This window comes from Allobosea sp. R86505 (assembly GCF_042466375.1).
In the GTDB taxonomy this organism is placed as follows: Bacteria; Pseudomonadota; Alphaproteobacteria; order Rhizobiales; family Beijerinckiaceae; genus Allobosea.
This window is the reverse complement of the sequence record NZ_JAXHPY010000001.1, coordinates 2,927,077-2,949,010: the sequence shown is the minus strand read 5'-3', so window position 1 is coordinate 2,949,010 and position 21,934 is coordinate 2,927,077. Positions and strand designations below refer to the sequence as shown.

Annotated in this window: 21 protein-coding genes; 4 read left to right on the top strand and 17 right to left on the bottom strand. The window is 69.4% G+C overall.

The window, feature by feature from the left end:
* Nucleotides 1–15: 15 nt before the first annotated feature.
* Both SJY11_RS14295 and SJY11_RS14290 read left to right on the top strand, forming a co-directional pair.
* Nucleotides 16–921, top strand: coding sequence for an NAD(P)-dependent oxidoreductase (locus tag SJY11_RS14295; RefSeq protein WP_376987250.1), 906 nt, complete (start codon nt 16–18; stop codon nt 919–921).
* Nucleotides 921–2,135 (top strand): alpha/beta fold hydrolase, encoded by a 1,215-nt coding sequence (locus tag SJY11_RS14290; protein ID WP_376987249.1) that lies wholly within the window; start codon nt 921–923, stop codon nt 2,133–2,135. Before SJY11_RS14295 ends, SJY11_RS14290 begins: the two co-directional genes overlap by 1 nt.
* Here the strand turns inward: SJY11_RS14290 and SJY11_RS14285 are convergent, their stop codons facing one another.
* The 13 genes from SJY11_RS14285 to SJY11_RS14225 form a co-directional block, all read right to left on the bottom strand.
* Nucleotides 2,136–2,927, bottom strand: a complete 792-nt coding sequence (locus SJY11_RS14285; RefSeq protein WP_376987248.1) for an N-acyl homoserine lactonase family protein — start codon at nt 2,925–2,927, stop codon at nt 2,136–2,138.
* 8 nt (nt 2,928–2,935) lie between these two features.
* Nucleotides 2,936–3,331, bottom strand: coding sequence for a carboxymuconolactone decarboxylase family protein (locus tag SJY11_RS14280; protein WP_291823114.1), 396 nt, complete (start codon nt 3,329–3,331; stop codon nt 2,936–2,938).
* A 36-nt stretch (nt 3,332–3,367) separates the two neighbouring features.
* The gene (locus SJY11_RS14275; RefSeq protein WP_376987247.1) at nt 3,368–4,087 is read right to left on the bottom strand and encodes an ABC transporter ATP-binding protein; all 720 of its coding nucleotides are present in this window, start codon (nt 4,085–4,087) and stop codon (nt 3,368–3,370) included.
* A 10-nt stretch (nt 4,088–4,097) separates the two neighbouring features.
* The gene (locus SJY11_RS14270; RefSeq protein WP_376987246.1) at nt 4,098–4,820 is read right to left on the bottom strand and encodes an ABC transporter ATP-binding protein; all 723 of its coding nucleotides are present in this window, start codon (nt 4,818–4,820) and stop codon (nt 4,098–4,100) included.
* Nucleotides 4,820–5,803 (bottom strand): branched-chain amino acid ABC transporter permease, encoded by a 984-nt coding sequence (locus tag SJY11_RS14265; RefSeq protein ID WP_376987245.1) that lies wholly within the window; start codon nt 5,801–5,803, stop codon nt 4,820–4,822. The genes SJY11_RS14270 and SJY11_RS14265 overlap by 1 nt, the downstream gene beginning before the upstream one ends.
* Complete coding sequence (locus tag SJY11_RS14260; RefSeq protein ID WP_305692229.1) at nt 5,800–6,660, bottom strand: branched-chain amino acid ABC transporter permease; 861 nt, start codon at nt 6,658–6,660, stop codon at nt 5,800–5,802. Before SJY11_RS14260 ends, SJY11_RS14265 begins: the two co-directional genes overlap by 4 nt.
* 42 nt (nt 6,661–6,702) lie before the next feature.
* Nucleotides 6,703–7,923: an ABC transporter substrate-binding protein gene (locus SJY11_RS14255; protein ID WP_376987244.1), complete on the bottom strand. Its 1,221-nt coding sequence runs from the start codon at nt 7,921–7,923 to the stop codon at nt 6,703–6,705.
* Between the two features lie 108 nt (nt 7,924–8,031).
* Nucleotides 8,032–8,820 carry an ABC transporter permease gene (locus SJY11_RS14250; protein WP_376987243.1) on the bottom strand — a complete coding sequence of 263 codons (789 nt, stop codon included), beginning with the start codon at nt 8,818–8,820 and terminating at the stop codon, nt 8,032–8,034.
* Nucleotides 8,820–9,683, bottom strand: a complete 864-nt coding sequence (locus tag SJY11_RS14245; RefSeq protein ID WP_376987242.1) for an ABC transporter permease — start codon at nt 9,681–9,683, stop codon at nt 8,820–8,822. The genes SJY11_RS14250 and SJY11_RS14245 overlap by 1 nt, the downstream gene beginning before the upstream one ends.
* Before the next feature lie 102 nt (nt 9,684–9,785).
* Nucleotides 9,786–10,853 (bottom strand): ABC transporter substrate-binding protein, encoded by a 1,068-nt coding sequence (locus tag SJY11_RS14240; RefSeq protein WP_376987241.1) that lies wholly within the window; start codon nt 10,851–10,853, stop codon nt 9,786–9,788.
* A gap of 38 nt (nt 10,854–10,891) precedes the next feature.
* The gene (locus tag SJY11_RS14235; protein WP_376987240.1) at nt 10,892–12,205 is read right to left on the bottom strand and encodes an NAD(P)/FAD-dependent oxidoreductase; all 1,314 of its coding nucleotides are present in this window, start codon (nt 12,203–12,205) and stop codon (nt 10,892–10,894) included.
* A 5-nt stretch (nt 12,206–12,210) separates the two neighbouring features.
* Entirely contained in the window at nt 12,211–12,912 is a 702-nt protein-coding gene (locus SJY11_RS14230; protein WP_376987239.1) for an HAD-IA family hydrolase, read from the bottom strand.
* A gap of 54 nt (nt 12,913–12,966) precedes the next feature.
* Nucleotides 12,967–14,052, bottom strand: a complete 1,086-nt coding sequence (locus SJY11_RS14225; protein ID WP_376987238.1) for an ABC transporter ATP-binding protein — start codon at nt 14,050–14,052, stop codon at nt 12,967–12,969.
* A 235-nt stretch (nt 14,053–14,287) separates the two neighbouring features.
* Between SJY11_RS14225 and SJY11_RS14220 the strand changes: the two genes are divergently transcribed.
* Nucleotides 14,288–15,238, top strand: coding sequence for a LysR family transcriptional regulator (locus tag SJY11_RS14220; RefSeq protein ID WP_376987237.1), 951 nt, complete (start codon nt 14,288–14,290; stop codon nt 15,236–15,238).
* A 4-nt stretch (nt 15,239–15,242) separates the two neighbouring features.
* On the opposite strand, the gene rsgA is transcribed toward SJY11_RS14220, so the two are convergent.
* On the bottom strand, nt 15,243–16,250 hold the full coding sequence (gene rsgA / locus SJY11_RS14215; protein WP_376987236.1) for a ribosome small subunit-dependent GTPase A: 1,008 nt from the start codon (nt 16,248–16,250) through the stop codon (nt 15,243–15,245).
* Nucleotides 16,251–16,473: 223 nt separating this feature from the next.
* Between rsgA and hydA the strand changes: the two genes are divergently transcribed.
* Nucleotides 16,474–17,955 carry a dihydropyrimidinase gene (gene hydA, locus SJY11_RS14210; protein ID WP_376987235.1) on the top strand — a complete coding sequence of 494 codons (1,482 nt, stop codon included), beginning with the start codon at nt 16,474–16,476 and terminating at the stop codon, nt 17,953–17,955.
* A gap of 152 nt (nt 17,956–18,107) precedes the next feature.
* On the opposite strand, the gene SJY11_RS24625 is transcribed toward hydA, so the two are convergent.
* The 3 genes from SJY11_RS24625 to SJY11_RS14200 are packed head-to-tail and all read right to left on the bottom strand — an operon-like array spanning nt 18,108 to nt 21,852.
* Nucleotides 18,108–18,743 (bottom strand): ATP-binding protein, encoded by a 636-nt coding sequence (locus SJY11_RS24625; protein ID WP_465247439.1) that lies wholly within the window; start codon nt 18,741–18,743, stop codon nt 18,108–18,110.
* Nucleotides 18,677–20,731, bottom strand: coding sequence for a hypothetical protein (locus SJY11_RS14205; protein WP_465247438.1), 2,055 nt, complete (start codon nt 20,729–20,731; stop codon nt 18,677–18,679). The genes SJY11_RS24625 and SJY11_RS14205 overlap by 67 nt, the downstream gene beginning before the upstream one ends.
* Entirely contained in the window at nt 20,728–21,852 is a 1,125-nt protein-coding gene (locus SJY11_RS14200; RefSeq protein WP_376987234.1) for a metallophosphoesterase family protein, read from the bottom strand. Before SJY11_RS14200 ends, SJY11_RS14205 begins: the two co-directional genes overlap by 4 nt.
* Between the last annotated feature and the right edge of the window lie 82 nt (nt 21,853–21,934).

Here is a 21,934-nt window from a genome sequence, read left to right as displayed (position 1 = left end):
CCGGAGGATCGATCCATGCCTGACAGCGCCAGCCCCCCTGCCCCCATCGCCTTCATCGGACTCGGCCAGATGGGCCTGCCGATGGTGCGACGGCTGATAGCAGCCGGCTTCACTGTGCGCGGCGCCGACCCGGCCGAGGCGCCGCGACAGGCCCTGATCGAGGCGGGAGGCCTGGCCTTCGCCGAGGCGAAAGAGGCGGCCGAAGACGCAGGCATCCTGATCACCATGCTGCCCAATGGCCGGACCGTGCGCGACGTGCTGCTCGCCTCGGGCGCCGCACATGCATTGGCCCAGGGGGCGCTCGTCATCGACATGAGCTCCTCGGCCCCGACGGAGACGGTTGGCCTCGCGGCGGATCTCGCGCCGCTGGGCCTGCACTTGATCGACGCGCCCGTCTCTGGCGGCGTAAAGCGGGCGATCGACGGCTCGCTCGCGATCATGGCCGGCGGAGCGGCCGAGGCGGTCGAGCGCGCCCGGCCCGTGCTGGCGGCGATGGGCAAGTCGATCTTCGCCACGGGGCCGATCGGCTCGGGCCACGCGATGAAGGCGCTGAACAACTATGTTTCTGCGGCGGGGCTGGTCGCCGCCTGCGAGGCGCTGCTGGTCGGTGGAAAATTCGGGCTGGCGCCGGATACGATCGTCGACGTGCTCAACGCATCCACAGGGCGTAACAACTCGACCGAGGTGAAGATGAAGCCCTTCGTCATCTCGGAGGCCTTTAATTCGGGCTTCTCGCTGGCGCTGATGGCGAAGGATCTCCGCATCGCCGCCGATCTCGCCGATCATCTCGAACTCCCGCTGCCGCAGATCCAGTCCGTGGCCGCGCTGTGGGAGGCGGCCAAAAGCGGGCTCGGCGCACAGGCCGATCACACCGAGATCCACCGCCATCTCCAGGCGCTCGCCGCCGGCTCGCGCGGCTGATGGGCCTGCGGGCGCGCATCGCCGCGGCGACCGGTGACGCCGAACTGCGCCGGCTCGGCGCCGGCCTCGCCGCGGTGCTGCGGATCGAGGGCGCGGGAGACGACATCCTGCTGCGGCTCGATGACGGCGCCGTGGTGTTCGAGGGCACGGCGGCACCGAACATCGTGCTCTCGGCAGCCACAGAGGATTGGGCGAGGCTCCTGACACTGCCGCCGCCGCCGCGCTTCCAGGCCTTCACGGCGCTGGCGATCGCCAATCCCGCCTTCACCCTCTCCGGCGACCCGCTCGTGATCGCGCAGGCGCGCGCGGTGATCGAACGGCTGTTCGAACTCGTCACGCTCTCGCCTGCCGCCCCGGCGCCCTCCGTCACCCGGCGGATGAGCCAGATCGAGGGGCGCTGTCACCGGGTCGCCCTTCCGGAGGGCGCAGCCGAGATTCATGTCGAGAGTGCCGGAAGCGGCCGGCCGGTGCTGTTCCTGCACACGGCCGGCGCCGATTCCCGCCAGTTCCATGGGCAGCTCGCCGACATCGCCCTGGCCGCAGAGTGGCGCCTGATCGCGCCCGACATGCCCTTCCATGGCCGCTCGATGCCACCCGACAGCTGGCAGGGCGAGCCCTATCGGCTCTCGGGCGCGCGTTATCTCGGCTGGTGCGCGGCGATCATCGAGCGGGTCATCGGCGAGAAGGCGATCGTCGCCGGCGGCTCGATGGGCGCGGCGCTCGCTCTGCTGCTGGCGGCGGAGCGGCCCGATCTCGTCGCGGGCGTCATCGCGATCGAGCCGCCCTTCCGCTCGAAGGGGCGGCGCAACCCGTTCCAGCACCATGTCGGCGTCCATGCAGGACTGCACAACGCCGCCTTCGTGCGCGGGCTGATGAGCCCGACGAGCCCGCTCGACAGCCGGCGCCGGGCCGCCTGGATCTATTCGCAGGGCGCGCCCGAAATCTATGCCGGCGACCTCGCCTTCTATTCCGACGAGTTCGATGGCGCGCAGGTCGCGCCCCGCATCGACGCGGCGCGGACGCCGGTCTCGCTGCTCTGCGGCACCTATGACTACTCGGCGACGCCGGAGGACGGGGCGAAGCTCGCCGCGCTCATCCCCGGCGCCGCTCTGCGCGTCATGGAGGGGCTCGGCCATTTCCCGATGTGCGAGCACGCGGACCTGTTCCGCCCGCATCTGCTGGCGGCGCTGGCCCATGTCGGAGGGCCGCGCTGACTAGCGCAGCGGCGGCAGGTGGAGCGCCACCGTCTCGCCCTCCGAGCCCTCGACGGCGGGATAGAGCTCCCGCACCAATGGATCGTGACCGGCGATGATGCGCTCCTCCGCACCCGCGAGGCGGCGCGCGGCGCGCCAGCCCTGCGCCAGCGCCCCCAGATCGAAGAAGATCGGGAACGGGTTCTGCCGCTCGATATTGGCCATGAAATGGGCGGCATCGCTGGCGAGCACCAGCGGGCCGCGCGCGGTCTCGACGCGGACCATCTGCAGGCCGGCGCTGTGGCCGCCGACCTTGTGAAGGCTCAGCCCCTCGTCGATCTCGACATCGCCGTCATGGAAGACGACGCGCTCGGCATAGACCGCACGCACCATCCTCACGACATCCTCGACGTCGAAGGGGTAGCGGAGGCAGGCCTGGCACATGTGGCGACCGGTCGCGAAGCCCATCTCCGCATCCTGAAGGTGGAAACGCGCCTTCGGGAAGAGATCGAGATTGCCGGCATGGTCATAGTGGAGATGCGTGATGACCACGTCCTCCACCGCCCCGGGGTCGACGCCGAGTTGCCGCAGCGCGGCCTCGACGGGGCGGATCAGGGTGCGACCGCGCCGCGCCCCGCCCTCGGGAGTGAAGCCGGTGTCGACCACGACGACCCGCCCGCCGCGCCGCACGACCCAGACGAAATAGTCCATGGGCATGGGCGCGTCGTGCGGATCGGGCGCACGGATGAAGTTCTCGAAGGCCCGGCGCTCATGCACGGCATAGCGCAGGGCGAAGACCTCCCAGCCGGCCATGGCCGGGCTCACTTGTCGTTGGGCACGGCCCCCTCGGCCTTCAGCACCTCATGGGCCGCCTTGAAGGCGTCGAGGCCGGCCGGGATACCGCAATAGACGGTGGCGTGGAGCAGGATTTCCTTGATCTCGTCGACCGTGACGCCATTGGCGAGCGCGCCCTTGACGTGGAGCTTCAGCTCGGCCGGCTTGCCGAGCGCCGTCAGCATGGCGAGGTTGAGCATCGAGCGGGTCTTGTGCTCGAGGCCGGGCCGCGTCCAGGCATAGCCCCAGCACCATTCGGTGGTGATGTTCTGGAAGGCCATCATGAAATCGTCGGCCTTGGCCAGGCTGCCATCGACATAGTCGGTGCCGAGCACCTTGCGGCGAACTTCGAGCCCCTTGTTGAACTGATCGCTGTGCGACATCGGCCTTGACCCTTTCATGGTGGTGTTCGGTGGTCCTCAGAGCCCGAGATAGGCGCTGCGGACGGCATCGTTTCCGGAGAGTTCCGCGCTGGTGCCCGACAGCACGACCCGGCCGCTCTCCAGCACATAGCCCCGCGCGGCGACGGAGAGCGCCAGCGTGGTGTTCTGCTCGACCAGCAGGATGGAGGTGCCGGTCCGGCTGACGGCCAGGAAGGTGTCGTGGAGTTCGTCGACGATCTTGGGCGCCAGGCCATGGCTCGGCTCGTCGAGCAGCAGAAGCCTCGGCTGGAGCATCAGCGCCCGGCCGATCGCGACCATCTGCTGCTCGCCGCCCGAGAGCGTGCCGGCGAGCTGGCCGAGCCGCTCGCGCAGCCGGGGAAACAGCGTCAGCACCCGCTCGCGCCGCACGGCGAGATCGCTGGCGGAGCGCACCGCATAGGCGCCGAGCATGACGTTCTCGTCGACCGTCATCTCCGGGAAGACGTGGCGGCCTTCCGGCACATGGGCGATGCCGAGCGTCGGGATCGCATGCGAGGGGCGGCCCACCAGTTCGGTGCCGTCGAAGCGGATGCTGCCGCGGGCGGACACCAGCCCCGAGATCGTGCGCAGCAGCGTGCTCTTGCCGGCGGTGTTGGCGCCGATCACGCAGACGAACTCGCCGGCGCCGACCGCGATCGAGACATCGTGCAGCACGTCGAGGCCGCCATAGCCGGCATTCAGCCCGGCGATCGAGAGAAGCGGAGGCTGGCTCGTCATCGCACCCTCTTCACGCCGCCGACCGGCCGAGATAGGCCTCGATCACGGCAGGATCGCGCGCGATCTCGGCCGGCGTGCCGGTGGCGATCCTCTGGCCGAAATTCAAAACGACCAGCCGGTCGCAGAGCGCCATGATGGCGCGCATGTGGTGCTCGACCACGACCAGCGTCAGCCCCTCCGCGCGCAGCTGGCGCAGCAGATCCATGAAGGCGTCCATCTCGGCATGGTTGAGTGCCGCCATCGCTTCGTCGAGCAGCAGGACCCGCGGCTCGGTGCAGAGCGCGCGCGCGACCTCGACCCGCGCCCGCTCGGGGAAGGAGAGATCGCGTGCGAGTTTGCCGGCGATCGCGCCGATGCCGACGCGCTCGAGGCAGCGCCTGGCGAGTTCGCGCGCCTCAGGGATCGCATGGCGCATCAGCCCGCCGGTCAGGACGTTGTCGAGGACCGTCGAGTCGAGGAAGAGTGCGACATTCTGGAAGGTCTTGACCATGCCCGCCGCGGCGATCTTGTGCGGCTTCAGGCCGACGAGGTCGCGGCCGTCGAGCCGGATCGTGCCGGCATCGGGGCGGTGCAGGCCGACCAGCGTCGAGAACAGCGTCGTCTTGCCGGCGCCGTTGGGGCCGATCAGCCCGAGGATCTCGCCCGGCGCCACGGACAGCGACACCTCCGACAAGGCCTGCAGCCCGCCGAAGCGCTTGCCGAGGCCGGTGACCTGGAGCAGAGGGGCGACCATCAGCGTTCCTCCCGGCGAAGCAGGCGCCTGATCCGCGGGCCGATGGCCATGAAGCCGCGCGGCTCGACTAGGATCACGAGGATCAGCAGCACGCCGAAGACCAGTTGCGACAGTCCGGCCGCCTGGGCGGAGAAGACCTGGTTGGCGATCTCCTCCAGCGGGATGACGAAGAAGGCGCCGAGGATCGGGCCCGCCGCCGTGCCGATGCCGCCGACGATCGCGATCATCGCCATCCGCACCGAGATCGAGGCGACTCCGAAGACGGTGTCGGGATCGAAGAAGAACTGGAACTGCGCATAGAGCGTGCCGAGCGCCGCCGTCAGCGCACCCGAGATCACCGCCGCGACGATCTTGGTGCGGGTGGTGTCGACGCCGATGACCTCGGCGGCGTCGGCATTCTCCTTGATCGCGCGCAGCCGGTAGCCGAGGCGGCTGCGCTTGATCGCCACGAAGATCACGGTCACCACGACGAGCGCCCCCAGCATCAGCCAGTAGGAGGCGCGGGTATCGGCGAACTGCATCAGAGCGAGGTTCGGCTTGGCGAAGGGCACGGAGATGCCGACAGGCCCGCCGGTCAGCCCGCCCCAGCTGTTGCCGATGACGCGCATGACCTCGCCGAAGGCGAGCGTCGCCAGCGCGAAATAGTGGCCGCGCAGCCGCATGGTCGGCAGGCTGATCAGAAGCGCAGCAAGCCCGCCCAGCACCGCTGCCGCCATCATGCCGAGCCAGGGCGTGATGCCGAAATGGATGAGAAGCAGCGTCGAGGTGTAGGCGCCGATGCCGAAGAACGCGGCATGGCCGAGCGAGATCTGGTTGGCGAGCCCGGCGACGATGTTCCAGGCCTGCGCCATGGCGGCGAAGAGCAGCGCCAGGCAGAGGATGCGGATGCCGTAGCCGCGCGGTTCGAAGGCGAAAGGCAGGGCGATGGCGAGCGCCGCCAGCAGCGCAAGGCCGGCCGCCTGCCGAACGGATGGCGCGCTCATCGGGCAGCCCCCAGCAGGCCCTTCGGCCGGAAGGCCAGCACCGCGATGAAGACGACGAAGAGGACGAGGTTCTGCAACTGGATCGGGAAGACCAGCGCCGACAGCGATTGGATGATGCCGACGGCGAGACCGCCGACCACCGCGCCCGCGACCGAGCCGAGCCCGCCCAGCACCACCACGGTGAACATCAGCACGGCGAATTGCGTGCCGACCGTCGGCGAGGCCGTCAGATAGGGCAGGATCACCGCGCCGCCGAAGGCGGTGAGACCGACACCCAGTGCGAAGGCGAGCATGTGCATGCGGTCGGCATCGATGCCCATCAGCCGCGCGGCCATTGGGTCCTGCGCGGTGGCGCGCATGGCGCGGCCGAACCAGCTCGACTTGAGGAAGAGCCAGAGCGCCAGCCCCGAGGCCACCGACATGGCGAAGGCGGCGAGATAGGGCACGGAGATGAAGAGCGGTCCGAGCTGCAGCGACGAGGTCTGGTAGGGCGTCGAGACCGAGCGGAAACCCGACCCGAACATCAAGAGCGCGGCATTCTCCAGCACGATCAGCAGGCCGACGGTGAGGAAGATCTGCGCCACCTCGGGGGCCTTGAGCACGCGCCTGATCAGCACGCGCTGGAGCGCCGCGCCGAGCAGGAACACCACGGCGAAGGCGAGCGGCGCCGCCAGCAGCGGATCGAGCCCGAGCCAGGCCCAGGCGTAATAGGCCACGAACATGCCGAGCATCAGGAACTCCGCCTGCGCGAAGTTCACGATGCCCATCACGCCGAAGACCAGCGTCAGGCCGATCGAGATGACGGCGTAGACACCGCCGATCATCAAGCCGTCCAGGATGGCCTGAACCACCGCCATAGCCGTCTCTCTCCCCTGCCCGACCTCAGCCGGCCTTTCGGCTCAGCCAGTCCAGACGGCCTTGGCCTTGGCGACATCGGCGGGCCAGACGGTGACGAGTTCCTTGTTGCGCCACTGGACCATGACCGGCACGGAGAGCGTGTTGAGGCCGGTCTTGTCGAACTGCACGGCGCCGCCCGTCATGGCCTTGGTCCAGCCGCCCTCGAAGCGGGCGCCTTGAAGGGCCTTGCGCAAATCCTCGGGCTTGGCCGACTTGGCCTTCTCCATCGCCTGGGCCAGCACATCCATGCAGACGGCGTGCTCCAGCGCCTCATGCACCATGAAGTAGCCGAAGCGCTTGCGGAAACGCTCGGTCAGCTCCGGCGCGAGGTCGTAATTGGCCGGCGAGATCGAGAGGACGCCCTCGGCGAATTCACCCAGCCCCTTCTCGAAATCGGGGATGACATAGCCGGCCGCGCCGCCGATGGCGGGGATGGTGATGCGCTGCTGGCGCATCGCGCGGATGATCTGCAGGGAATCGTTGAGATAGGAGACCGGGAACACCGCCTGGGCGCCCGAGGCGCGCAGCTTGTTGATCAGCGGCGTGACGTCGGTGATGCCCAGCGGATAGGCGTCGTCCATGACGATCTGGACGCCGGCCGCCTTGGCGCCGGCGCGCAGGCCGCCCGCCTGCGAGGTGCCGTAGGCGGTGTCCTCGTACATGATGGCGATGCGCTCGAGCTTCTGGCCGGCGCTCGCGGCGATGGCAGCCGTGCCGTCGAACTGCGCCTTGCCGATCACCGAGGCCTTGGCGACGACCTGGAAGATGTTCTCGAAGCCGCGCCCGGTGATCTGGTCCGAAAAGGACATGGTGAGCAGCGGCACACCGCGGCGCTCGGTGACCTCGGAGATCGCGATGGTCAGCGACGAGGCGAAGGCACCGAGGATCGCCACGACGTCGTTCTGCGTCAGCAGGCGCTGGGCGACATTGGCGGCGGTGGTCGGCGTCGAGGTCGAGTCGGCGATGACCAGGTTGATGCGGGCCCCGCCGAGCGCCTTGATGCCGCCGGCGGCGTTGATCTCGTCGGCGACGAGTTCGATGCCGTTGCGCGAATTGATCCCGAACTGGGCGTTGGCGCCCGAGAGCGGCACGATCACGCCGACATTGACGGCCTTGCCCTGGGCAACGGCGTCCCGGACGACATGGGGCGCGGCGATGGCGCCGGCGGCACCGAGCATGAGGCCACGGCGGCTGACGCCGCGGGCGAACGACTTATGCGACATCGATTCCTCCATCGTACAGGCGCCTTCTCTGGGCCCCTCACGCGGAAAGATGTCGTACAGAACCGAACGACTGTCAACCGATTGACAGATTGTCTGACAGCAGGGCCTTCAGCCTGCGGCGCGCTTCTGGCTGCTCGTCGCCAGCAGCACCAGGATGAAGGACGCCGCCGTCAGCAGGGTCGAGATCGAGGCGATGGTCGGGTCGATCTCGTCGCGCAGGGCGGTGAACATGCGCTTGGTCAGGGTCTGGTGCTGGCCGCCCGAGACGAAGAGCGCGATGATCGTCTCGTCGATCGCCGAGATGAAGGCGAAGATGCCGCCGGCGAAGACGCTGGCCTTGATCTGGGGCAGCGTCACGGTGAGGAAGGCGCGGAAGCGGTTCATGCCGAGGCTGCGCGCGACCATCTCCTGCGTCTTGTCGAAGCTCTGCAGCCCGGCCACGACCGAGGTGATGACATAGGGCAGGCCGAGCATGACATTGGCCAGGACGAGGCCGGTCAGGGTCTGGATCAGCCCGATCCGGGCGTAGATGAAGAAGATGCCGATCGCGATGATGATGATCGGCACGATCAGCGGCAGCATCAGCATCATGTGCAGCGAGCGCATCAGCTTCGTCTGCGAATGGCTGATCGCATAGGCGGCCGCCGTCCCCAAGGGCGTCGCGACGATCACCGTCAGGACGCCGATCAGCAGGCTCATCCGCGTCGCCTGCATCCAGGCGGGATTGCCGAAATACTCGGCGTACCAGCGCAACGAGAAGGCCGGCGGCGGGAAAGTCAGGAAGCGCGTCGCCGAGAACGACATCGGCACGATGATCAGCAGCGGCAGGATCAGATAGAGCAGCACGAGGCCGACGAAGGCGCCGAAGACGAGGCGTGGCAGGTGCGGCTGTTTCATCACTTCTGCCCCAGCATCTTGTCGAGCGGGATGATGCGGCCCACCGCCATGAAAATTGCCAGCACGCAGAGCAGCAGCACCACCCCGACCGCGCTGGCCGCGCCCCATTCGTTGTAGAGCTCGACGTTCCGGCTCACGACCATGGAGATCATGATGGTGCGGCCGCCGCCGAGCAGCTCCGGCGTGATGTAGAAACCCAGCGTCAGCACGAAGACCAGCGTCAGCCCGGCGACGACGCCCGGCAGCGACAGCGGCAGGAAGATCCGCAGGAAGCTGTGCAGCGGCCCGCCGCCGAGACTCGCGCCGGCCAGCATCAGCTCGCGCGGGATCTTCTGCATGGTCGAATAGAGCGGCAGCACCATGAAGGGCAGCAGGATGTGGACGGTGGCGATGATCGTGCCGAGCTCGTTGTGAACGAGCGCCAGCGGCTCGGTGATCAGGCCGAGGCCCTCGAGCATCTGATTGGTGACGCCGGTGCGCTGCAGCAGGACGAGCCAGGCATAGGCGCGCACCAGAACGCTGGTCCAGAACGGCAGGATGACGAAGGAGAGGATCAGCACGTCCCAGGGCCGCTTCACATGGGCGGCGGCATAGGCGACCGGGTAGCCCAGAATCAGGGTCATCACGGTCACGATCAGCGCGATGCGGAAGGTGAGCGTGAAGCTGCGCCAGTAGATGTCCTCGCTGAAGATGCGGCGGTAATGCTCCAGCGTGAAGCCGTTGTCATAGACCGACTGCGTCATCAGCCAGCCGACGGGGATGACCACCAGCGCGAGGATGACGATGACCGCCGGCGAGGCGAGCAGGAGCATGAGCCCCTGTTCGCGACGCCGATAGCGGGCGGATGGGTCGATGGCGGTCATGAGAGCATCCTCGTCATGCCCGGGCTCGACCCGGGCATCTCCTGCAAGAGGTTCCCGGGTCCGCGCCAGGCGCGGCCCGAGAATGACGTCACGCGACGTGGCTCACTTCCTCTGCGAGAAGGAGAGCCAGCGCTTTTCGGCCGCTTCGCCGGCAGCGGAGGTCCACCAGGCATAGGACATCAGTGCCTGCACCTTGGCATTGTTGGGCGAGCTCGGCAGTTCCAGGACGCGGGCGGCCGGGATCACGCCGGTGTCGTAGGCCTTGGGGTTGGCCGGGCCGTAGTCGATATGCAGCGGCAGATTGGCCTGATGGACCGGATCGACCGCCTCGTTCAGGAACTTGATCGCGGTGGAGAGGTTCGGCGCGCCCTTGAGCACGCAGAGCGAGGTGCTCTGCAGGATGCCCTGGTTGTAGGTGTAGGTGACCTTGGCGCCCTCCTTGGCCAGCGCCGAGATGCGGCCGTTCCAGGCCATCACCATGTCGACCTCGCCGTCGTTGAGGAGCTGGGCCGATTGCGCGCCCGAGGTCCACCAGACGGTGATGTGCGGCTTGATCTCCTCGAGCTTCCTGAAGGCGCGGTCGACGTCGAGCGGGTAGAGCTTGTCGTGCGGCACGCCATCGGCCATCAGCGCGGCTTCGAGCGTGGCGAGCGGATTATTGCGCAAGGCGCGCCGGCCGGGAAACCTCTTCACATCCCAGAAATCGGCCCAGCTCTTGGGGGCGGTCGCGGCGTCCGGGAACTTCTTCAGGCTGTAGCCGAGCACGCTCGAATAGAACTCATAGGCGACCGACCAGTCGCTGCGATACTCCGCCGGCATCGCGGCCGCGTTGGGGATCTTGCTGAAGTCGAGCTTCTCGACGATGCCCTGCGCGCCGCCGCGCAGACAGAAATTGGTGGCGACGTCGACGACGTCCCAGGTCGGTTTTCCCGAGGCGACCTGCGAGCGCATGATCGGCCAGGCGTCAGGCACGCTGTCCTGGTTGATGGTGATGCCGAGCTTCTTGGCGGATGGATCGAGGATCGCAATGGTCTGCGCCTTCTGGTAGGCGCCGCCCTGCGAGACGAACATGATCTGTTCGGCCGCCTGGGCGGGGAGCGGACTCGTCAGAGCCAGGGACAGGCCTGCGGCGGCGCAGGCGGTCGCGAAGGTCAGGCGTCGTGACTGCATGGTCTTTATCCCCTGTTGTTGGATCGGATCTTCGAAAACTACCGTCCGATCGCGTCTAGAAACTGGTACCAGCCGGCCACCATGCGGACGGCCGGCTCTCGAAGCGGGTAAAACGGAACGCGCCGCATGCGGGAGGCATCGAGCAGCCCGACATCGGGCGTCTCGCCCCGGGCGAAGGCTGCGAGATAGCGCCCCATCAGGCTCGACATCGCGACGCCGGCGCCGTTGTAGCCCATGGCGAGCATGACGCGGTCGTCGACGCGCCCGACATGGGGCACGGAATCGAGCGTCATCGCGACGAGGCCGGACCAGCGATAGGCCAGCGGCACGTCGGAAACCTGCGGGAAGATGCCGATCATCGCCTTGTGCAGCGCGCGGAAGGCGGCAGGCGAATCCGTCTTGCCGAAGGCGCCCCGGCCGCCGAAGACGATGCGGTCGTCGACCATGCGGAACCAGCGCATCATTCGCTTGGTCTCGGTATAGGTGCGCCGCGTCGGCATCACCGTGGCGGCGAGATTGGGCGAGAGCTTTTCCGTCGCGATGATCGCGCTGCGGAACGGGATCAGGGTCTGCTGATAGGCCTGCGTCGCCGGGGTGAGATCCGAATAGCTGTTGGTGGCGATGATCGCCTGCTTCGCCCGGACCACGCCGCCTGGCGTCTCGACCAGAACGCCGTCGCCCTCGCGGCGCAGGCGCAAGGCAGGCGTTCCGGCATGGATCGGCACGCCCAGCCCGGCGACGCCCTCGGCGAGGCCATGCAGGTAGTTGAGCGGGTGGATGCCGCCCGAACCCGCATTCAGCACGCCACCGACGAAGCCGGCCGAGCCGGTCTCGTCGCGCACCTGCCCGGCATCGAGAACGGACATGGTGGTGTCGCCGAGTTCGGCGCGCAGCCACTCGGCTTCCTTCACCGCATAGGCCAGCGTCTCCGCGTTGTGCGCAGCCTTGACCTGGCCGGAGCGGGTGAGCCCGGCGGCGTCGATGCCATAGGACTCGACCAGCTGCGTGACGATGTCGGTCGCCTCCAGCGCGATCTCGTACATGCGCTTGGCCATCGGCTTGCCATGGGCCGCGGCGATGGCCGGGAAGGACAGGCGGAATTTGGCGGTGATGACGCCGCCATTGCGGCCGCTGGCGCCCCAGCCCGGGCGGTTGGCCTCCAGCACGATCGCGGACATCCCGCTCTGCGCGAGATGATGCGCGGCCGACAGGCCGGTATAGCCGGCGCCGATGATGACGACATCCGCCTGCGCATCCCCCGCCAGCGCCGGAAATGCGCGCAGGGGCGTCGCCGTCGCGCCCCAGAGCGAGGGCGCGGCCTCCAGCGACGACCAGGCGGAGGCGCCGGCCAAGGGCCTCAGACCCCCGCTTCGACGGCGTCGGCCAGCGCCGCCAGCGTCGGGAAATGATAATCCGGCTTGGTCAGTTCGGGCACGGCCGGGGTGCCGCCGAAGCCGGCCTGGCCCTGCCGGCGCTCGATCCAGCAGGTGGTATAGCCCAGCGACTTGGCGACGCCGATGTCGTGATACTGGCTCTGGGCGACGTGCAGGATTTCCTCCTGCTTGAAGCCATGAGCCGATTGTCTTCCGCGGTTGAAGGCGAAGAACAGCGGATCGGGCTTGGGGGCAATCGCCTCGTCGGCGGTGACGCTGTCGTGGAAGGGATTGCCGAGCGTGTGCGAGTAGAAGGCGAAGGTCGAGCGGTCGGCATTGGTCATCGCGACCAGCCGGAAATGCTTGCGCAGCCGGGCCAGCGCCTCGACCGAGTCCGGGAAGGCCGGATGCTGCAGGATGGCGTATTGGAAGGAATCGGCCGAGGCTTCGTCGGCCGGGAGGCCCAGTTCCTTGGCGAGGTGGATATAGACCCGCTTCATCGCCTCGCTGGAGCGGTCGTAGTTCAGCTCGCGCCCCTTGAGATAGGGCCCGAAGATGTCGTCGTCGCTGAGCTTCGCGGCAGCCGGCCCGCCGATGCGGCGGACAGCATTCAGCACGCCGGTCTCGAAGTCGATCAGCGTGCCGACGACGTCGAATGTGAGAACCTTGAAATCGCGGAGGGCCATGGCTGTCGACTTCTCTTGGGTAATGGTGCGGGTCTGTGGGGATGGATCGGGTGTTCAGCCGTCCGCTTTCGAGACGACGATCGTGTCCTGCGGGTGGAGGCTGATCGCGACGCGCTCGCCGACCGGCGGAATGCGGCGGGCCGCCTCGAAATGGCTGGGCTGGCGCAGGCTGAGCGGCGTGCCGTCGTCGAGCACGAGGAAGACGCGCAGGCTCTCGCCCTGGAAGACGGTGTCGGTGACGCGGGCGGAGAAGCGGTTGCGCTCGGGCGCGCCCGCCCCGTCCTCGATCAGCAGCTTCTCGGTCTGGACGGCCAGCACGAGATCGCCCGTCGGCGGCAAGGGGCGGGCGGTGCGGATCAGCGTGCCGGCGAGCGAGACGGCGTCGCTGCCGGCGCGCGCGACGGGCAGCAGCGTCGCCTCGCCGATGAAGCTCGCGACGAAGGCGTTGGCCGGGTGGTCGTGCAGGCGGGAGGGCTTGTCGATCTGGACGAGCTTGCCGTCCTTGAGGATGGCGACGCGGTCGCTCATCGTCAGCGCCTCGCGCTGGTCGTGCGTGACGTAGATGATCGTCGCGCCCAGCCGTTTGTGGAGCTGGCGCAGCTCGATCTGCATGGTCTCGCGCAGCTGCTTGTCGAGCGCCGAGAGGGGCTCGTCCATCAGGATCAGCCGCGGCTCGAAGATCATGGCGCGGGCGAGCGCGACGCGCTGCCGCTGGCCACCGGAGAGCTGGCCGATGCCGCGCTCCTCATAGTCGGCGAGATCGACCATCGCGAGCGCCGCACGGACGCGTTCGGCATAGGTCGATTTCGGCAGGCGCCGGGCTCGCAGCGGGAAGGCGACGTTCTCGCCGACATTCATGTGCGGGAACAGCGCGTAGTTCTGGAAGACGATGCCGATGTCGCGCTTGTGCGGCGGGGTGAAGGTGACGTCGCGGCCGCCGAACAGGATGGTGCCGGCCGAGGGCTGGACGAAGCCGCCGAGGATGCCGAGCAGCGTCGTCTTGCCGGAGCCGGAGGGGCCGAGCAGCGAGACGAATTCCTGCGGCGCGATGTCGAGCGAGACGTCGTCCAGTGCCCGCACCGATCCGTAGATCTTGCTGGCCGACCGGATCTCGACGCGCTCGCCGCCACTCTTCGCCATGACCTGCTCCCGTTGCGATAACAGCGCCACCGCGCCAGCGCGTGGGCAAAGACCGAATTCCGGGCAGGCCATAAGACCATCTTATGTGGCGCCGGCGCGGATCCGGTCGGCTCGCCCGACGACGCGGGCCTCTGCCGGGCCCGTCGCCGCAAGCTGCAATCGACAGGGCCATGAAAGGGGATTCAGGGCCTCGGCCGCAATTGCCAAATAATCAGGAGTTGCATAACCTGAGGTTATGTCCGACCTGCGCCGCATGGTGTCCTCCAGCAATGCACTCTTCGTCTTCGAGGCGGCGGCGCGCAGCGGCAGCTTCACGCGCGCGGCCGAGGAGCTGAACGTCACGCAGCCGGCGGTGAGCCGGATGCTCTCGCGCTTCGAGAGCCATCTCGGGCAGCGGCTGTTCGAGCGTGGCGGCAAGGGCGCCGTGCTGACGCCCGAGGGCGAGATCCTCTATCGCCGCGTCGCCGACGGCTTCCGCAGCATCGAGGCCGGACTGCGCGAGGTCGAGCGCCTGCGCGGCGGCAAGGAGACGGTGACGATCTCGGTCTCCTCGGCCTTCACCACGCATTGGCTGATGCCGCGCATGGACCGGTTCCAGAGCCGCTTCCCGCAGGTCGATCTGCGCTTCCAGATGATCGCCGGCTCGCTGCGCGGCGTGGTGGAGAATGTCGATCTCGGCATGCGCTTCGTCGGGGCGGACGAACCCGTCCCCGCGGACGCTCTGGTGGTGCGAGAGATCATGCTGCCGGTCTGCAGCCCCGGCTATCGCTGCGAGCCCGGCGCCGCCGAGCCCGCGCCAAGCGGCAACACGGTGATCCAGCTCACCGATGCGCCGTCCGACTGGGCCGAGCACTACGCCCCCTTCGCGACGGGACGGGACGGGCCGGCCAAGACGCTGAACTTCTCGGACTATGCGGTGGTGGTGCAGGCGGCGCTGCTCGGCCAGGGCATTGCCTTCGGCTGGATCACCGTCGTCTCCCATGCCCTGATGTCGGGAGCGCTGGTGCCGGCGGCGCAGCGCCTGACGGTGGGCGACCGGCTTTGCGTGCTGCTGACGCCGCGCAACCGCCCGGCCCGTCCGCTCATCCGCGAGATCCGCGAGTGGATCATCGCCGAGCTGCGCTCCGAGATCGCGACAATCGACCGGCTTCATCCGGGGCTGGGGCTGGCCGCAGCCGCCGGCTAGAGAGCTAGCGCCGCCGGCCCTTCGGTCCGCGCGCCCCCGGCGTCTTCGCCTTGTTCTCGGCGTCGAGCTTGCGCCAGCGGGCGAGCCGGGCGGGGTCGACCGCGCCGCTCACCACCGCGGCCTGCACCGCGCAGCCGGGCTCATGCTCATGGGTGCAGTCGCGGAAGCGGCAGAGATGGGTCAGTTCGGTGATCTCGGCGAAGAGCGTCTCCAGCCCGGAGGCGGCATCGCTGACATGGAGGGTCCGCATGCCCGGCGTGTCGATGACCCAGCCACCGCCGGCGATCGCATGCAGCGAGCGCGAGGTCGTGGTGTGGCGCCCCTTGTCGTCGCGGGCGCGGATGCCGCCGGTCTCCTGCGCCTCCTCAGAAGCGAGGCCCGCCAGCGTGTTGACCAGGGTCGACTTGCCGACGCCTGACGAGCCGACGAGGGCCACCGTCCGCCCCTCCCCGCACCAGGGCGCCAGCACCGCCGTGGCGCCGGTTTCCTTCGGGTTGACGACGACCACGGCCAGCTCGCGCTGCAGCGCCGCCGCCTGGGCGCGATAGGTTTCGGCCGCGTCGGTGAGATCGGCCTTGGTCAGGATGATGACCGGCTCGGCGCCGCTCTCATTGGCCAGCGCCAGATAGCGCTCCAGCCGCGCGACGTTGAAATCGGCGTTGCAGGAGGTGACGATGAAGAGCGTGTCGATATTGGCGCCGGCGAGCTGGGGCGTCTTGCTGCCCTCGACGCGGCGCGCCAGCACGGTGCGTCGCTCGAGCAGGCGCCCGATCGCATGGGTTCCCGGCTCGACGAGCACCCAATCGCCGACCGTATAGGCGCCGGTGTCGGTGTGGACAGGCAGAGAAAGCCGGATCGGCCCCCCTTCCGCAATCGCGCTCATCCGAGAGCGATGGACGGTGGCGATCCGGGCCGGCAGCAGCCCCTCGTCCTCCGGCCCGCATTGCTCGGCGAAGAAGGCGTTCCAGCCCAGCGCGGGAAGCGTCCAGGCGGCGGGCTCGGGCGAGGTCATCGGCGGGCTGTCCTGAGACGGGCGATCCTCATCCTGCCGGTAGAGCGGGCTTCTGGCCGGCTGGCAAGCGCCGTCGTCTCGGAAGCCCTATAAGCGCGGCGAATAGCGGCGGCGAAGACATCATAGCCCTGCGTGGTGCAGCGCTCGCGGCTGGCCGCGGCTTTGCTATGGTCGCACCCGAGCGGCCCGACTCCAGGCCGCTATAGCCTGCCGGGAGAACAGCATGACGACGCAACCCTTCGACCTGGTCATTCGCGGCGGCACCGTCGGCACATCGACCGCGCATTTCGTCGCCGATGTTGCGGTGAAGGACGGCAAGATCGCGGCGATCGGCACCGGGCTCGGCAAGGGAGCAGACGAGATCGACGCGACCGGTAAATTCGTCCTGCCGGGCGGCATCGACACGCACGCCCATGTCGAGCAGGTCTCGGCCGGCGGGCTGATGAACGCCGACACCTTCGAGAGCGCCACGACCTCGGCGGCTTTCGGCGGCAACACCACGCTGGTCTCCTTTGCCGCCCAGCATCGCGGGCTCGATCTGCGCAAGGTCGTCGACGACTATGCGGCGCTGGCGAAACGCGGCGCGCTGATTGACTACGCCTTCCACATGATCGTCGCGAACCCCGACGAGAAGACGATCAGGCACGACCTCCCGGCGCTGATCAAGGAGGGGCACGCCTCGATCAAGGTCTTCATGACCTATGATCTGATCAAGGTCGACGACGAGCCCCTGCTCAACCTGATGCTGACGGCGCGCCAGCACCGCGCCCTGATCTGCGTCCATGCCGAGAACCACGGCATGATCTCCTGGATGGGCAAGAAGCTGGTCGAGCGCGGCTATACCGCGCCGAAATTCCATTCGATCAGCCATCCGCGCGGCTCGGAATCGGAGGCCTTCACAAGGCTGATCACCCAGGCCGCGCTGATCGACCAGCCGATCATGATCTTCCACGTCTCGACCGCCGAGGGCGCCGCCGTGATCCGGCAGGCACGCGGCCAGGGCCTGAAGGTCTTCGCCGAGACCTGCCCGCAATATCTGTTCATGACCAAGGCCGATCTCGACAAGCCCGGCCTGGAAGGTGCGAAATGGATGTGCTCGCCGCCGCCGCGCGAGAAAGCCGACCAGGACGCGCTGTGGCAGGCGCTGGCGCTGGGCGATCTCCAGACCGTCTCCTCCGACCACGCGCCCTATCGCTTCGACGAGAGCGGCAAGCTCTCCGCCGGACCGAACTCCAATTTCAAGCAGATCGCTAACGGCCTGCCGGGACTGGAGACCCGCCTGCCGCTGATGTTCGACGCGCTCGTCTCGAAAGGCCGACCCGAATTCGCCGGGCGCGGGCTGGAGGCTTTTGTGGACCTGACCGCGACAGCGCCGGCGAAGATCTACAACCTGCCGGGCAAGGGCGCGATCCAGCCGGGCTATGACGCCGACATCGCGATCTGGGACCCGACACGCGAGGTCACGATCACGGACGAAGCGATGCACGACCTCACGGGCTTCACGCCCTTTGCCGGCTATCAAGTGACCGGCTGGCCCGAGACGGTGATCCGTCGCGGCGAGGTCGTCGTCAGCGATGGGACCCTCCGTGCCAAGGCGGGCTCCGGCCGCTGGCTGTCGCGGACCGGTGGCCCGGCCGCCGAGCCGACCGGCAAGCTCGTGCTGGAGATGGACCCGGAGCGGAATTTCGGCGCGACGATCTTGTGAGGTCGATCTCTATACTCGGAAACGCCGCGTCATCCCGGACAAGCCGCGAAACGGCGCAGCTCCGGGATCCATCGTAGGGTTCCGGAGCCCTTCGATGGATTCCGGGGCAAGCCCGGAATGACGGGAGCGGTTCGGAGCCATGGCGAACGAACTCAGCCCTCCGGCACCCACGGCACCATCCGCAGGATCGTCCCGCCGAGCTGGGCGAAGGCGCGCTGGCGGCAGGAGAAGACGATGATCTGCTGGCCGCTGGCCTGCCGGTGCAGCGCGTCGAACATCCGCTCGATACGATCATCGTCGGAATAGACCAGCGCATCGTCGAGGATGACGGGAGCCGGCTGGCCGTCCTTGGCCAGCAGCCGCGCGAAGGCGAGCCGCGTCAGCACCGCGAGCTGCTCGCGCATGCCGCCGCTGAGCACGCCGACCGGTTCCTCGAGCCCGTTGCGGCTGACGGTGCGCGGCAGCAGCGTCTCCTCGTCGAAGGTCACTGTCGCATCCTCGAAGAGCAACCCGAGCAGCGGCCGCAGCTCCGTCATCACCGGCGCGAAATAATGGTCGCGCGCCTCGGCACGCGCCGCCTCCAGCGCCGTCCGCAGGCGAGTCAGCAGGGCGACCTCGCGCTCCAGCGCCGCCACGCGCCGCTCCGCCGCGCCGAGCTTCTCCGCCGCCTCCTGCCAGGCCTCCTCGACGGCGGCGTCGGCGCGGGCGCGGATGCGGCCGTTCAGCTCGGCCGCCTCCTCCCGCAGCGCCGCGATTTCGGTCGAGGCGCCGTCGAGCACGGAGCGCATGCGGCGCAGCTTGGCCTCCGCCCCCACGATGTCGACCGCACCGGCCCGAAGCGCATCGCGCTGCGCCTGTGCCGCCGACCAACCCTGCTCGGCCTGCGCCAGCGCATCGCTCCGTTGCGCCTCCAGCCCGGCGCGCGCCTGCTCGGGGCCGAGCGCCGCCGCCAGCCCCGCCTGCTCGGAGGCGACGCCGGCCAGTCGGTCTCGACGACGGCCGCATTGGCGGCGTCGCGGGCGGCCTGCGTCTCGCGCTGGGCCCGGCGCGCGGCAACGACGCGCGCCTCGGTCTCGACCAGGCTCGCGCGCACGGTTTCGGGATCACCTTCAGCCTCTTCGGCACCAGACCCTTGCGCCTCCAGCCGCGCGATCTGCTCCTGCAGCGCGGGCAGACCGTCCGGCGCCAGCAGCCGCAGGCGCTGCCTTGCCAGATCGAGCCGGCCGTTCAGCTCGCGGGCCGCGCTGTCGCGCCGTCGCGCCTCGGCGAGATCGGCCACCGCAAGCTCCGCCAGCAGCGCGGTCCGCTTCGCCTCGGCCCGGGTCAGATCCGCCTCGTCGTCCCCGCCCTGCGGCAGGGTGATGGCGAGCCGGCCGACGCCCGCGATCGCCAGGGTCGCGGCACCGGACAGGGTGCGTTCCTCGCCGTCCTTCAGCGTCACGCCATCGAGCTGGATGGCGGCGGCGACACCTGGATCATAAGCGACGCGCAGCAGCGGGCGACGCGCCGCCGCCGTCGCCCGCAGGCCGACCAGCTCGCTTTCCAGCGCTTCCAGCCGCGCCAGCGCCCCCGCCGGCAGCCGCAGCGCCTTCAGCTCGGCCTCGATCGTCTCGATTTCGCCACGCCCTTCGACCGCCCGTTCATGCTCCTGCCGCAGGCGAGCCAGCTTTTCGCCGGCCTCGCGGGCCCGCATCGCCCTGTCCAGCCGCGCGAGCAGGTCGCGCGCCTCGCGCTCCTGCGCCTCCTCCCGCTCGACCGCGGTCGCGGCGGCGAGCCCGGCCTCGTTGGCAGCACGCTGGCGCGCCAGCGCCTCGTCGCGACGGCCGCGGCTCTCCGCCTCGCGTTCGCGCAGCAGCGCCAGTCGCGCGAGATCGCGGCGCAGCGTGTCGAGCGCCTCGCGGGCCGCGTCGCGGGCATTGCGGGCGAGCGCGGCCTCGACCTCGGCCGTCCGCAGCGCCTCGCCATGGGCACGCGCCGTTGCGAGCGCCGCCTCGGCCTGGGCGACCTCGCGCAGCAGGATCGCATGGCGCTCGGCGTCGTCCAGCTCGGCGAGCCGGGCCCGCAGGCTGCGGCGGCGGTCGAGCGCATCGCGCAGCTCGCGCACTTCGCCCGCAAGCTTCTGTTCCAGCTGGGCGAGCGCATCGCGCTCCTCCAGCGCCTGGGCATAGGGGCCGCCGGCCTTGGGCCGGCCGGTGGCGGTGACGAGAGGCGCCAGCTCCGCCTCGCAGGCCGCGAGCGCCTGCGCCATGCGACGGCCGCCGGTGAGCGACTCGACCTCGCCCTGGACCGAGGTCAGGACGGATTCGCGGGCGCGCTTCTCGCCCTCGTCGTCGCTCTTGGCCCGGCGCTCGATCCCGGTGATGCCCTGGCGCACCCAGAGCAGACCGGCCGGCCCCGCCGTGCCGCCCTGGACGAGATTGGCGATGAAGCGCTCGGCCTCGTCGGCCTGGGCGAGCAGGCGGCCGGCCGCGAGCTCGCGCACGCTGGCGCGCTTGCCGCCATAGAACTGCTTGGTCAGCCGGAAGGCGCCTGCGGCCGTCAGGATGTCGGCCTCGACCAGCGGGTTGCCGCCGCTATAGGGCCGCAAGCCCTGCACGGCGGCCGGCGTGCCGGTATGGGGCTGGAAGAACAGCGCGTGGAGCGCGTCGAAACAGGTCGATTTGCCGAACTCGTTGACGGCGCAGAGCACATTGACGCCATCGCCGATGCCCTCGACGGCGACGCCCCGGCCGGCGAAGCGGCGGACATTGTGGAGGCGCAGCGCCGTCAGCTTCATGCCGGTATCGCCGCGCAATAGGAGAACAGGCGCGCCAGCGCGTCGCGGGCCGCCTGGCGCTCGGCTGCGGGGCGGGCCTCGTCGAGGCTCTCGGTGAGCAGCGCGTCCGCAGCCTGGCGCAGCGCCCCGGCGCGGTCGATCGCGTCGAGATCGTCGCTCTCGCAATCGGTGGCAAGCCCGTCCATCTCCAGCACGAGATGGGCGAATTCCGGCGCCATCGCGGCCACCGCCGCCTCCAGAGCCGCCCGCCCCTGCGGCCGCAAGCGTCCCGCGGCGACGATCCGCAGCAGGGTCTGGCGGCGCATCGCCCCAGCGGGCAGGCGCTCGGCGAGTGCCGCGCCCGCATCCTCACCGGCGAGGCAATCGAGCGGCAGGCTGCGCCAGTCGAAACTGCCGGTCTCGACGGGCGTGACCTCGGGCACGGCGCCGGCCGCGGCGAGCGAGACCAACAGCGCCCGCCCCGGCTGATCATGCTTGAAGCGGTCTGGCTCCGGCGTACCGGAATACCAGCTGCGCGGGCCGATCGGCATCTGGCCGTGCCAGTCGCCCAGCGCGAGATAATCGAGCCCGGCCCGGCTCGCCCGGTCAGGCGCGATGATGTCGAGGCTACCGCCATCTTCGGAGAAGCTCTGGATCGCGCCATGGGCGAGGCCGATGCGCAGCGCCGCTTCCGGCGTGGCGGCGCCGTCCATCCAGTCGGTCAGGTCGCGGCCCGGGCGACGCGTGGTGCAGGGCGCGGGCAGGATGACGACACCGGGCGCGAGCGCGAGCGGCGTCGCTTCCGTCGCCAGCACGACATTGGCCGGCAGGGCGACGCGTGTCGCGGCCCAGAGTTCGTCGGCGAGCAGCGAGTCGTGGTTGCCGGGCAGGATGACCCAGCGCAGCGGCGCATGGCCCGCCATGGCGGCGAGCGCCTGGCGCAGCATGGCCGGGCTCGGCGTCTCCGTGTCGAAGCTGTCGCCCGCTAGCAGGATGGTGCCGGCCCCGCCGGCTCGCGCCTGCGCCGCCAGCCGGTCGAGCACGGTGTGGCGCGCCTCGCGCAGCCGGCCGCGCAGTTCCTCCGGCAGATTGCCGAAGCGCTTGCCGATATGCAGGTCGGAGGCGTGGAGAAACCGGAACATCGCACCCTGAAACCAAACAGCGGACCGCGAATCCACTGAGGCCCCGCTCGGACCGGCGCGCAGCATCGTCGCAAACGCGTGC